This is a genomic window from Bradyrhizobium sp. INPA03-11B, assembly GCF_040446015.1.
GTDB classification, from domain to species: Bacteria; Pseudomonadota; Alphaproteobacteria; order Rhizobiales; family Xanthobacteraceae; genus Bradyrhizobium; species Bradyrhizobium macuxiense_A.
The window spans coordinates 43,499-55,775 of the sequence record NZ_JASGSR010000049.1 but is presented as its reverse complement, the minus strand read 5'-3'; the positions used below and the strand labels follow the sequence as shown (position 1 = coordinate 55,775).

The window sequence follows — 12,277 nt, the reverse complement described above, 5'->3', positions numbered from 1 at the left end:
CCCCCGCAAGGGGGGAGGGAGCCTGACCATCGTGCTCACCTTACTTCGTAATGCACGACGCAACTCCGCACACCGATGATCGAGCGTGAGGGAAGCACTGGCGGCAGGGCTCCCTCCCCCCTTTGCGGGGGAGGGCCGGGGAGAGGGGTGCCGCTTGCTCAGCTGGAAAGAACAGTCCGGCCGTTCGCCACAATGATTAACGCGCTACCTCGCCTTGGCCGGCCTTGCCTCCGCCCTCCGACCGAAGGCCGCCCTTGGTCTCGATGAAGCTGATGATGCGGTCGAGGCCCTCGCTCTTCTTCAGATTGGTCATCACAAAGGGCCGCTCGCCGCGCATCCGCCTGGCGTCGGTGTCCATCTTCTCAAGCGACGCACCGACATGGGGCGCGAGGTCGATCTTGTTGATCACCAGGAGGTCGGATCGCGTGATGCCCGGGCCGCCCTTGGAGGGGATCTTGTCGCCGGCGGCGACGTCGATGACGTAGATCGTGAGGTCGGCCAATTCCGGCGAGAAGGTCGCCGCCAGATTGTCGCCGCCGGACTCGATCAGGACCAGATCGAGGTCGGGGAATTTCGCGCGCATGTCGGCGACCGCAGCGAGGTTCATCGAGGCGTCCTCGCGGATCGCGGTGTGCGGGCAGCCACCGGTCTCGACGCCAGCGATGCGGTCCGGCGTCAACGAGCCGGAGCGCACCAGAAACTCGGCGTCCCATTTGGTGTAGATGTCGTTGGTGATCGCCGCGATGTCGTAGCGCTCGCGCATCGACTTGCAGAGCAGATCCATCAGCGCGGTCTTGCCGGAGCCGACCGGACCGCCGACACCGACGCGGAGTGGGCCGTGAGAAGTGGGCATGTGAGTGCTCTCTCCGTTATCGTCGTCCCGGCCTAGTGCGCAATTGCGCACGGGAGCCGGGACCCATAGCCACCGAACTCAATTGTTGCGACGCGCTGGGGCCACAGCCATGCATAACAACAAAGGCCTGTGGTTATGGGTCCCCGCTTTCGCGGGGACGACGCGTGGATGGTATAGCGCATCATGACCGGAACAGCCTCGTATACTGCGTTTCGTGACGCAGGCTTGCGAGATCGGCCCTGAAGGTCGCGCTGCCGAGATCGTCGAGCGCGGCTGCATTGGCCCGCGCGGCGGTCGCGGCGACAACCGGCTCGAGATCGGCCAGCACGCGCTGGCTGTCGGTCTGCCCGAGCGGGATCAGCCGGGCGCCCGCAGAAATCCAGTTGGAGAGCACGGCATGCAGGAAGGCGTGCAGCGATGGCGCCAGCCGGATGCCATGCGCTGCGCTGACGATGCCGACCGCGACCGGATACACGATGGGGCCGTCGCAAGCGACGACAATTGCGTCGAGGCCTGGCGAATTCCAGGCCGCCCGGGCGATCTCGATGAAGGCGCGTCCCTGGGTCGTGGTCTCGAGCTGCCGTTCGCGCGACGGCACGAAGGCGGCGGCAAGCTCGGCGGTCTCCTTCAGCCCGGCGTGGCCGGGCTCCGACGCCGCGCGATAACTCTGCGCAAGAAACACGGCGTCGCAAAATCCGCTGCCGTCGGTCAGCATCGCGGCGAGCCAGTCCCGCAGCGTCGCGGCATCGGTGATGTCGCCGGCCTCGACCGCCCATTCGATGCCGCTGGAATAGGCGAACGCTCCCACCGGAAAGGACGGCGACAGCCACGTCATCAGCCGGTACAGCGCGGCCGCCTCGTCCTCCGCCATCCCGCCGCGCAGCGCGGCGGGATCGGGCTCATTTGTGGTCATGAGCATGGGAGTGGTCGTGGTGATGATGGGCGTGCTCGCAATGCTCATCATGATGATGGTGATGATCGTGGTCATGCCCGTGATCATGGTGATGTCCATCATCGTGGTGATGCCCATCGTCATGACGATGACCATGATCGTGCGCATGGCTATGCGCATGATCGTGCCCGGTGTGAGCATGCGCGTGCGCGTCGGCATGCGCATGCTCGGCATAGGCGCCGCCCTCAGGATCGAACGGCGCTTCGATCTCGATGACACGGGCACCCAAGCCCTTCACCATCGCCTCGATCACGTGGTCCCTGCGGATGCGCAGGCCCTTCGGCATGATCTGCGTCGGCAGATGGCGGTTGCCGAGATGCCAGGCGACCCGGATCAGGTGATGCGGATCGCTGCCGCGGATTTCCGCGAGCGGCTCGGGAGCTGCGACCACCTCGACGAGGCGGCCGTCCTCCAGCACCAAGGCATCACCACCGCGCAGCGCGATGGCGTTTTCGAGATCGAGCAGGAATTCGAGCCCGCGCGTCCCGGTCATGGCCATCCGCCGCCGGTGCCGGTCGTCGAAATCGAGCACGACGGTGTCGGCTGCCGCTTCCTTGAAGCGATGCTGTCCCAGGACCTTGGTTGCGCGGATCATCGATGCCTCAGAGCTTCTGAACCTTGGCGTCGCTGATGATCTCGATCACCGTCGGCCCGGTCTTCATGTCGGCGGAATATTCGCGCCACACCTTCATGTGCGGCGCCTTGCTGTGCGCGGTCAGGTCGTCGCGGGTTTCCCAGCGCTCGACCACCACATAGAGATTCGGATCGTTGACGCTGACATGGCCCTCATAGGAGAGGCAGCCCTTCTCCTTGTGGGTCTCGGCGATGCACGCCTTGTGCCCCCTGATGAAGTCGTCCTTGTTCTCCGGCTTCATCGGCGTGGTGGCGATGACATAGATCATGCTGTTTCTCCCATTCTTGTTTTTATTAGCGGACGTCGACCTTCTCGGGCGTGATCACCTCGATCTTCGGCGGCGCGGCCATGCACTTCACGGCGACCCGGCCGAACGTCTTCATGTGCTCGGCAGTGCGATGCGGCACCGTTGCCTCGACGTTCTCCCACTGCTCGACGAACACCATCTTGCTGTGGTCGGTGACGCTCTCATGCAGATCGTAGGCGATGTTGCCGGGCTCCTTGCGGGTTTCCTTGATGCAGGCCGTCGCCGCAGCGATGAATTCGGCGCGGGTCTCGGGCTTGATGGTCAGCGTAGCAACGACGTAAATCACGGAAATCCCTCCCGGTTTTCTCTTTTGTCTCGAGCCCTGTTGTGGGCGCGTTTTCTTTCCGCAAGCCGGAAATCGGCTTCGTTCGAAAACGCTCTGGCTACCGGGAGCGGTTTTAGAACATAAAATAGCGCTGTGCCATGGGCAGTACCTCGGCCGGCGCGCAGGTCAGAAGCTCGCCGTCTGCACGTACCTCATAGGTCTCCGGATCGACCTCGATCTCGGGCGTCGCATCGTTGTGGATCATGCTCTTCTTGGAGATCTTTCCGCGGGTATTCTGCACCGCGTAGAGCTTTTTGTTGATGCCGAGCTTGCGTGCGAGGCCGCCGGTGACCGCAGCCTTCGAGGTGAACACCACCGAGGACGCGGTGAGCGACTTGCCGAAGGCGGCGAACATCGGCTGGTAGTGTACCGGCTGCGGCGTCGGGATCGAGGCATTAGGATCGCCCATCGGCGCGGCCACGATCGAGCCGCCCTTGATGATGCAGTCCGGCTTGACGCCGAAGAAGGCCGGCGACCACAGCACGAGATCGGCGAGCTTGCCCTTCTCGACCGAACCGATCAGCTTCGAGACGCCGTGCGCGATCGCGGGATTGATGGTGTATTTGGCGATGTAGCGCTTGACGCGGAAATTGTCGTTGTCGTTGCCCTTGTCCTGCGGCAGCGCGCCGCGCTGCTTCTTCATCTTGTCGGCGGTCTGCCAGGTGCGGATGATAACTTCGCCGAGCCGGCCCATTGCCTGCGAGTCCGACGACATCATCGAGAGCGCGCCGAGATCGTGCAGGATATCCTCGGCCGCGATGGTCTCCTTGCGGATCCGGCTTTCGGCAAACGCAAGATCTTCGGCGATCGAGGGATCGAGGTGATGACACACCATCAGCATGTCCAGATGCTCGTCGATGGTGTTGCGGGTGAACGGCCGGGTCGGATTGGTCGAGGACGGCAGCACGTTCTTCAGGCCGGCGATCTTGATGATGTCAGGCGCGTGGCCGCCGCCGGCGCCTTCGGTGTGGAAGGCATGGATGGTGCGCCCCTTGAACGCCTTCACCGTGTCCTCGACGAAACCGGATTCGTTCAGCGTGTCCGAGTGCAGCATCACCTGGACGTCGTAATCGTCGGCCACCGAAAGACAGGTGTCGATCGCCGACGGCGTGGTGCCCCAATCCTCGTGCAGCTTCAGCGCGCAGGCACCGCCCTTGATCATCTCGACCAGCGCCGCGGGGCGCGACGCATTGCCCTTGCCGGAGATGCCGAGATTGACCGGGAAGGCGTCGAACGACTGGATCATCCGCCCCATGTGCCACGGGCCGGGCGTGCAGGTGGTGGCGAAGGTGCCGTGCGACGGGCCGGTGCCGCCGCCCAGCATCGAGGTGACGCCAGACATCAGCGCGTGCTCGATCTGCTGTGGGCAGATGAAATGGATGTGGCTGTCGAACCCGCCCGCGGTGAGGATCTTGCCCTCGCCCGCGATCACGTCGGTGCCGGGTCCGATGATGATGGTGACGTTGGGCTGGATGTCCGGATTGCCCGCCTTGCCGATCGCGGCGATCATGCCGTCCTTGATCGCGACGTCGGCCTTCACGATGCCCCAGTGATCGACGATCAGCGCGTTGGTGATGACGGTATCGGCCGCGCCCTGCGCGTTGGTCACCTGCGACTGCCCCATGCCGTCGCGGATCACCTTGCCGCCGCCGAACTTCACTTCCTCGCCATAGGTGGTGAGATCCTTCTCGACCTCGATGATCAGATCGGTGTCGGCGAGCCGCACCCTGTCGCCGATGGTCGGGCCGAACATGTCGGCATAGACGGAACGCTTGATCTTCACGGACATGTCAGCCCCGTTTGCGTTTGAATTGTTGACCGGCGGTCACAGCGAGTGCCTCGCCCTTCGCACCACGTCGTCGAACTTGGTATCAAGCCAGGAATTGCCGCCACGACAGCCCGCGACCACTTGCTCGGCCCAATCGGTGTAGTCGACCAGGTCGTCGCGCTCCTCCGTCGTTGGATCAGAGTGAATACGCGCGCCGATATTGCTGATCTTGTCGGCAATCTTGATCAGCTTGGCGTCGGCCGACTTCTTCGGCGCGTCGACGACTTGCAGCCGCCGCCGCTCGGCCTTTGGCAGGCTCATGTCATCGGTGCATTCGATGACGAGGGAGGCGACGCGCGCGCTGAACTTTTGCGCGAGCTCTTCGCGTGTGGTGTCGGTGTCCTCCATCGTATCGTGCAGCCAGCCGGCCGCAACGAGTTCGGCATCCGCACCATCGGTTGCGATCGCAAGCAGGCTCGCGACCTCGGCGAGATGGTTGATGTAGGGCTCGTTGCCCCGTCCTTTGCGTGCCATCCCGTTGTGACGGCGCGCGGCGAGATCGGCGGCTTCGGAGACGAGGCGGATTGCGGGAAGCATGGGTTACAACGCTCCCTCGCATCCGAACTCGCGGCGATTGGTGGCGCATCGCAAGATGTCCTCGGCCGGAGCTCGAGGCTTACCCCTCTCCCCAACCCTCCCCCGCAAGGTAGGGCTATCGCATATGGAAATTCCCGAGTCTCTTCCGATAGTTGGATTGGTCTCGCGTTGATGTGCCCCATGCAAGTGTTGGAATCGGATGGAGAACAAATCGGAATCGAACCGCGAATGGCGAGCATGCTCGTTCGAACTGTCCGTCGCAGAACCATCGATTCCACGCGGGTTTCTTTCATATGCGATAGCCCTACCCCGCAAGGGGGGAGGGAGCCTGACCAGTGTGCCCACCTCACGTCGCGTTGCGACTTCTCCAGCTTGCATCACGGCGTCTCCCCTCCATCGACATCAGATGTAAGGGACGCACCAGATGTAAGGGAGGCACCGGCGGAAGGGTTCCCTCCCCCCTTGCGGGGGAGGGTTAGGGAGAGGGGTACCGCTTGCTCCGCTGCTTCCGCGATGCTGAGAACGACGCCCTCCAGATTTTTCAGCACATCATCGTTGGTGAAGCGAAGGACGCGATAGCCGCGCGACTTCAGCCACGCATTCCGCCGCTCATCATGACGGATGCGTTCCTCAAAATCATGGCTCTCGCCGTCAACTTCGACGACGAGCTTGCGGCCGTGCGCAACAAAATCGGCGATGTAATTGCCAATTGGCGCTTGCCGGCGAAAGTTGAGACCGGCGAGACGATCGGCCTTCAGGTGACGCCACAGCAAGGTCTCCGCGCGCGTCATCGTGCGGCAGAGCTGCTTGGCGCGATCGCGCTGGATGTCGCTCACTTGAGTATGCGGCATACCCCTCTCCCCACCCTCCCCCGACGCAAGTCGGGCTCGCCCGACTTGCGCAAATATACGATGCGCAACCGGGGTACACCCCGGTTGCGTGGGGGAGAGAGCCCGACCACGGTGCTCACTTCACTGTCGATCATTGCCAGAGTTCTCAACGCGTCAGGTCAAGTTCACAGCTTCCCCTTCACCTCAGCGCGGAAGCCGTGGATCACGCGCTTGCCGGCGAGGGCGACGAGCTGGACGTCGCGGGTCTGGCCGGGCTCGAAGCGGACGGCGGTGCCGGCGGCGATGTCGAGGCGCATGCCGCGGGCTTGCTTGCGGTCGAATTTCAGCGCCGGGTTGGTTTCGAAGAAATGGTAGTGCGAGCCGACCTGGATCGGACGGTCGCCGGTATTGGCAACCGAGAGCGTCACGGTCTTGCGGCCGGCATTGAGCTCGATCTCGCCGTCCTTGATGAAGAGTTCGCCGGGGATCATGTCGCGCTCCTATCGGATCGGCTCGTGCACGGTGACGAGCTTGGTGCCGTCGGGGAAGGTCGCCTCGACCTGGATGTCGTGGATCATCTCCGGGATGCCGGCCATCACCTGATCACGGGTCAATACCTTGGCGCCGGCCTGCATCAGATCGGCGACGGTGCGGCCGTCGCGCGCGCCCTCGACGATGAAATCGGTGATCAGCGCGATCGCCTCGGGATGGTTCAGCTTGACGCCGCGCTCGAGCCGGCGGCGCGCCACCATGGCCGCCATCGATATCAGCAGCTTATCCTTTTCGCGGGGAGACAAATTCATGCGAGCACTCTGATCGTTCTTTGAAAGGTCTAGTTGAGCCACAGCCGCGGCAGCGGCACGGCGGAGGCGCGGCCGAGCATCGCTATCATGTCGGCGCGCAGCCGGGCCGCATCTTGGGCACAGAAGCGCGCCATTGCAAAGCCATTCCAGGCGGAGATGCCGACTTCGCCACTGAGGCTGTCCGACACCGCGCGGATGCGCTCGACCAGCGCCTCGTCACCCGGCACGATCAGCGCGGTGCCGATCGCAGCGCCGCCACCCGCGCACGCGCGCCGTGCCAGCTTCTCGCCGATCTCGCCGTCGAGCCTGACGGTCTCGGCGAACACCAGCCGGCCGCCACGGCGCATCCGCCAGCGGTCGACGAACTCGCCGTGGCGCATCGTCTCGCCCATCGCGGCGCGGCCGAACACCACGATCTCGCAGAGCAATAGCGAGGCCCCCTCCGCAAGTTCGATGTCGAAGCTCCTGGTGATGCGGGCGCGGTCGAACAGGATGGTCTCCTGCGGCAGCCAGGACAGATGCGCGCCGTCCGCGATCTTCAGCGCGATGTCGAGCCGCGCCGCAGCGCCCGGGGCACGATAGACCTTTTCCGCGGCTGCCGTGGTCAGCGTGAGGCGAGCGCCCTCGCCGGCCGTAATCGCAATGTCGAAGCGGTCACCGCCGGCAATGCCTCCTGCGGTGTTGACGAACATCGCGGAAAGGCCCTCGTCCTCCGGCGACGGAAAGCGGACGCGCAGCGAGCCCGACTCATGCAGGTCGCCGCGGCGGGTGGCGCCATCCCTCAGATGCACACCAAACCGCACCGCGCCCTGGGCGCGGTTGGCCGCAAACGTCGCCGCTGCCGCGCCTGCGATCCCGCTCCGCATTCCCCCGACGCTCCCTTAACGTACGCCGCGAAGGGCGGCGTCACATCCTGTTCACAGCGCCATCTGGCGGCTGATCTCGGCGGGATCGAGGCTTGCGCGGTCGCAGGCATATTTCACCGCGCCCCGGTCCATCACGGCAAAACTGTCGCCGAGTTCGCAGGCAAAGTCGAGATATTGTTCGACCAGCACGATCGCGATGTTGCCGAGATTGCGCAGATAGGAGATGGCGCGGCCGATATCCTTGATGATCGAGGGCTGGATGCCCTCGGTCGGCTCGTCGAGCAGCAGGAGCTTTGGCCGCATCACCAGCGCGCGGCCGATCGCGAGCTGCTGTTGCTGGCCGCCGGACAGGTCGCCGCCGCGGCGGCCGAGCATGGTCTCCAGCACCGGGAAGAGCGAAAAGACATCATTGGGGATGTTGCGGTCTTCGCGCTTCAGCGGCCCGAAGCCGGTCTTGAGGTTTTCCTCCACCGTCAGCAGCGGAAATATCTCGCGGCCCTGCGGCACGAAGCCGATGCCGCGCCGCGCCCGCTCATACGGCTTCAGCGCGGTGATGTCCTTGCCGTCGAAATTGATCGCGCCGGACGCGATCGGATACTGACCGACCATGGCGCGCAGCAGCGAGGTCTTGCCGACGCCGTTGCGGCCGAGCACGCAGGTGACCTTGCCCGGCTCGGCGGTCAACGAGACGCCGCGCAACGCCTGCGCCGCACCGTAATAGAGGTTGATGTTGTCGACCTTCAGCATCGCTAGCGCCCCAGATACACTTCGACCACCCGCTCGTTCGACGACACCTGGTCGATCGAACCTTCGGCGAGCACCGAGCCCTCGTGCAGGCAGGTCACCTTGACGCCAAGCTCGCGCACGAAAGTCATGTCATGCTCGACCACCATGATGGTGTGGTTGCGGTTGATCTCCTTCAGCAGCTCCGCGGTCAGATGCGTCTCGACGTCGGTCATGCCGGCAACGGGCTCATCGACCAGCAGCACCTTCGGATCCTGCGCCAGCAGCATGCCGATCTCGAGCCATTGCTTCTGGCCGTGCGACAGGCTGCCGGCAAGCCGGTTGCGCGCGTCGGTCAGGCGGATGGTTTCAAGCACCTTGTCGATGCGTTCGGACTCGGCCTTGCTGCCGCGCCAGAACAGCGTGCCGCGCACGGAATGATCGACATTGAGCGCGAGCAGGAGGTTGTCCTGCACGGTCTGGCTCTCGAACACCGTCGGCTTCTGGAACTTGCGGCCGATGCCGAGCTCGGCGATGCGGGTCTCGTCGAGCCGGGTCAGGTCGACGGTGCCGTCGAACAGCACGGTGCCCTCGTCCGGCTTGGTCTTGCCGGTGATGATGTCCATCATCGTGGTCTTGCCGGCTCCGTTCGGGCCGATGATGGCGCGCATCTCGCCCGGCGCAAGCGTCAGCGACAAATTGTTGATGGCGTGAAAACCATCGAACGAGACGTGCACGCCGTCGAGATAGAGCATGGCCGAAGTTGCGCGGGTATCCATAACGTTCATCTGCCTACTCCGCCGGGTTCGGTGCGCCGACGCCGTCTTCGCGCGCGGCGCTGTCCGCGTCGGGAGAGCCGTTCCTTGCCTCTGACGTCTCCCACCAGCTGTTGAAAGTGCCGACGATGCCCTTGGGCAACAGCAGCGTGACCAGGATGAACAGCGCGCCCAGCATGAACAGCCAGTACGGCGCGAGCGGGCCGGAGGTGAAGAACGTCTTGGCGTAGTTGACGACGACGGCGCCGAGCGCGGCACCGACCAGCGTGCCGCGACCACCGACCGCGACCCAGATCACTGCCTCGATCGAATTGCCCGGTGCGAACTCGCTCGGATTGATGATGCCGACCTGCGGCACATAGAGCGCGCCGGCAACGCCGGCCATGCAGGCCGACAGCGTGAACACGAACAGCTTGTAGGATTCGACACGATAGCCGAGGAAGCGCGTCCGGCTTTCGGCGTCGCGCACCGCGATCAAGACCTTGCCGAGCTTCGAGGTCACCACCGCGCGGCAGATCAGGAAGGCGATCACGAGCGCAAGGCAGCTCAGCAGGAATAGCACGCAGCGCGTGCCCTCGGCCTGCACATTGAAGCCGAGGATGTCCTTGAAGTCGGTCAGGCCGTTATTGCCGCCGAAGCCGAAATCGTTGCGGAAGAAGCCGAGCAGCAGCGCATAGGTCATCGCCTGGGTGATGATCGACAGATAGACGCCGGTGACCCGCGAGCGAAAGGCGAGCCAGCCGAAGCAGAAGGCGAGCAGGCCCGGCACCAGCAGCACCATCAGCGCCGCGAAGGCGAACTTGTCGAAGCCGTACCAGTACCAGGGCAGCTTGTCCCAGTTCAGGAACACCATGAAGTCGGGCAGGATCGGATTGCCGTAGACGCCGCGGCTGCCGATCTGCCGCATCAAATACATGCCCATGGCGTAGCCGCCGAGCGCGAAGAACGCGCCGTGACCGAGCGAGAGGATGCCGCAATAGCCCCAGATCAGATCGATCGAGAGCGCGAGGATGGCGTAGCAGACATATTTGCCCCACAGCGCCACCAGATAGGTCGGCACCTGGAACATCGAGCCCTGCGGCAGCAGCAGGTTCGACAGCGGGATCAGCACGCCGACCGCGGCGACGATCAGCACGAACGCGGTCGCGGCGCGGTCGAGCGAACGGGTGAGGATGTGCGGCGTCATGCTTCCACCGCCCGGCCCTTGAGCGCGAACAGGCCGCGCGGCCGTTTCTGGATGAACAGGATGATCAAGACCAGGATCGCGATCTTGCCGAGCACCGCACCCGCCACCGGCTCGAGGAACTTGTTGGCGATGCCGAGCGTGAAGGCGCCGACCAGCGTGCCCCAGAGATTGCCGACGCCGCCGAACACCACGACCATGAAACTGTCGATGATGTAGCTCTGGCCGAGATTCGGGCTGACATTGTCGATCTGCGACAGTGCCACGCCGGCAATGCCGGCGATCCCCGAGCCGAGACCGAAGGTCAGCGCATCGACGCGCGAGGTGGCGATGCCCATCGAGGCCGCCATGCGGCGGTTCTGCGTCACCGCCCGCATCTCGAGGCCGAGCGCGGTGTAGCGCAGCATCGCGAGCAGGATCGCGAACACCGCGAGCGTGAAGCAGAGGATCCAGAGCCGGTTATAGGTGATGGTGATCTGGCCAAGCTCGAAGGCGCCGCTCATCCACGAGGGATTGCCGACCTCGCGGTTGGTCGGGCCGAACGCGGTGCGCACCGCCTGCTGCAACACCAGCGACAGGCCCCAGGTCGCGAGCAGCGTCTCCAGCGGACAGCCGTAGAGGAAGCGGATGATGGTGCGCTCGATCAGGACGCCGATGAAGCCGGCGACCAGGAAGGCGAGCGGCACCGCGATCAGCAGCGAATAATCGAACAGCGCGGGATAGCGGGTGCGGATCACCTCCTGCACCACGAAAGTGGTGTAGGCACCCAGCATCACCATCTCGCCATGCGCCATGTTGATGACGCCCATCACGCCAAAGGTGATGGCAAGTCCGATTGCCGCAAGCAGCAGCACTGATCCGAGCGACAGGCCGTACCAGGCGTTCTGCACCATCGACCACATCGCAAGATTGCTCTGGATCGAGGAGACAGCGCTCGCGGCCGCCTTGGCAACCAGCGGCGGCTGGTCGCCAAGCCCGGTGAGCAGCGCCAGCGCCTCCTGGTCGCCGCGCGCCTTGACCACGGCGACAGCGTCGAGCTTGTCGCTGTCGGACGCATCCGACTTGAACAGGACGATGGCCGCGCGCGCCTCGGCGAAGGCCTGCTTGATCGACTTGACGCTCTCCTTGGCGAGCGCGCCCTCCACCGTCGGCAGCAAATTCTCTTCGTGGCTCTTGAACACCGATTGCGCCGCGGCGAGCCGCTTGGCCGGATCCGGCGACAGCAGCGTCAAGCCACCGAGCGCGGCCTCCACGGTGCGGCGCAGGCGGTTGTTGAGCCGGACGGCCGCGGCGTTGTCGGGCAGCTTGTCGACGGCCGCGCCGGTCGTGGCGTCGACGATCTTGCCGTCGCTCTGCGTGATGAAGACCTTCTTGCTGTCGGGATCGGCCGACAGCCGGCCGTCCTGCAGCGCGCTGATGATCGGCGACGCCAGCGCATTGCCCGATGCGGCGACCTCGCCGATCGCAGCCTCGGTGTCGGAGAACTCGTCATTGGCGAATTTGGCGACCGAATCCTCGAACGGGCCAGCCAGCGCCGGCACAGCAAGGCAGCTCAGCAGCAGGATCGAGAGACAAAGCGCACGAAAGCGATCGATACAATTAGCGAACACGTCAGTACCCCGGCAGGAGTGGGAGGAGAAGGCGGCGATCGATGCCGCCT

At 64.5% G+C, this 12,277-nt stretch carries 15 protein-coding genes; all 15 read right to left on the bottom strand.

The window, feature by feature from the left end; translation table 11 throughout:
* Positions 1-196: 196 nt before the first annotated feature.
* Entirely contained in the window at positions 197-853 is a 657-nt protein-coding gene (gene ureG / locus QMZ05_RS21290) for an urease accessory protein UreG (protein WP_353702512.1), read from the bottom strand.
* A 181-nt stretch (positions 854-1,034) separates the two neighbouring features.
* Positions 1,035-1,772 (bottom strand): urease accessory protein UreF, encoded by a 738-nt coding sequence (locus tag QMZ05_RS21285; protein ID WP_353702514.1) that lies wholly within the window; start codon positions 1,770-1,772, stop codon positions 1,035-1,037.
* Complete coding sequence (gene ureE / locus QMZ05_RS21280) at positions 1,753-2,400, bottom strand: urease accessory protein UreE (RefSeq protein ID WP_353702511.1); 648 nt, start codon at positions 2,398-2,400, stop codon at positions 1,753-1,755. The genes QMZ05_RS21285 and ureE overlap by 20 nt, the downstream gene beginning before the upstream one ends.
* Positions 2,401-2,407: 7 nt before the next feature.
* Positions 2,408-2,707 carry a putative quinol monooxygenase gene (locus QMZ05_RS21275; RefSeq protein WP_021076828.1) on the bottom strand — a complete coding sequence of 100 codons (300 nt, stop codon included), beginning with the start codon at positions 2,705-2,707 and terminating at the stop codon, positions 2,408-2,410.
* A gap of 25 nt (positions 2,708-2,732) precedes the next feature.
* Positions 2,733-3,032 (bottom strand): putative quinol monooxygenase, encoded by a 300-nt coding sequence (locus QMZ05_RS21270; RefSeq protein ID WP_353702510.1) that lies wholly within the window; start codon positions 3,030-3,032, stop codon positions 2,733-2,735.
* A 112-nt stretch (positions 3,033-3,144) separates the two neighbouring features.
* Positions 3,145-4,860, bottom strand: a complete 1,716-nt coding sequence (ureC, locus tag QMZ05_RS21265; protein WP_353702509.1) for an urease subunit alpha — start codon at positions 4,858-4,860, stop codon at positions 3,145-3,147.
* 36 nt (positions 4,861-4,896) lie between these two features.
* Positions 4,897-5,436, bottom strand: a complete 540-nt coding sequence (locus QMZ05_RS21260) for an HD domain-containing protein (protein ID WP_353702508.1) — start codon at positions 5,434-5,436, stop codon at positions 4,897-4,899.
* A 377-nt stretch (positions 5,437-5,813) separates the two neighbouring features.
* A complete protein-coding gene (locus QMZ05_RS21255; protein ID WP_353702507.1) occupies positions 5,814-6,287 on the bottom strand; it encodes an endonuclease domain-containing protein in 474 nt (157 codons plus the stop codon).
* Positions 6,288-6,451: 164 nt separating this feature from the next.
* Positions 6,452-6,757, bottom strand: a complete 306-nt coding sequence (locus QMZ05_RS21250; RefSeq protein WP_353702506.1) for an urease subunit beta — start codon at positions 6,755-6,757, stop codon at positions 6,452-6,454.
* A 9-nt stretch (positions 6,758-6,766) separates the two neighbouring features.
* Complete coding sequence (locus tag QMZ05_RS21245) at positions 6,767-7,069, bottom strand: urease subunit gamma (protein ID WP_353702505.1); 303 nt, start codon at positions 7,067-7,069, stop codon at positions 6,767-6,769.
* Between the two features lie 29 nt (positions 7,070-7,098).
* A complete protein-coding gene (locus QMZ05_RS21240) occupies positions 7,099-7,935 on the bottom strand; it encodes an urease accessory protein UreD (RefSeq protein ID WP_353702504.1) in 837 nt (278 codons plus the stop codon).
* 51 nt (positions 7,936-7,986) lie between these two features.
* On the bottom strand, positions 7,987-8,682 hold the full coding sequence (gene urtE / locus QMZ05_RS21235) for an urea ABC transporter ATP-binding subunit UrtE (protein WP_279707770.1): 696 nt from the start codon (positions 8,680-8,682) through the stop codon (positions 7,987-7,989).
* 2 nt (positions 8,683-8,684) lie between these two features.
* Positions 8,685-9,446: an urea ABC transporter ATP-binding protein UrtD gene (gene urtD, locus QMZ05_RS21230; protein WP_146989055.1), complete on the bottom strand. Its 762-nt coding sequence runs from the start codon at positions 9,444-9,446 to the stop codon at positions 8,685-8,687.
* A 4-nt stretch (positions 9,447-9,450) separates the two neighbouring features.
* Complete coding sequence (gene urtC, locus QMZ05_RS21225; RefSeq protein WP_353702503.1) at positions 9,451-10,620, bottom strand: urea ABC transporter permease subunit UrtC; 1,170 nt, start codon at positions 10,618-10,620, stop codon at positions 9,451-9,453.
* Positions 10,617-12,227 (bottom strand): urea ABC transporter permease subunit UrtB, encoded by a 1,611-nt coding sequence (urtB, locus tag QMZ05_RS21220; RefSeq protein ID WP_353702502.1) that lies wholly within the window; start codon positions 12,225-12,227, stop codon positions 10,617-10,619. Before urtB ends, urtC begins: the two co-directional genes overlap by 4 nt.
* Between the last annotated feature and the right edge of the window lie 50 nt (positions 12,228-12,277).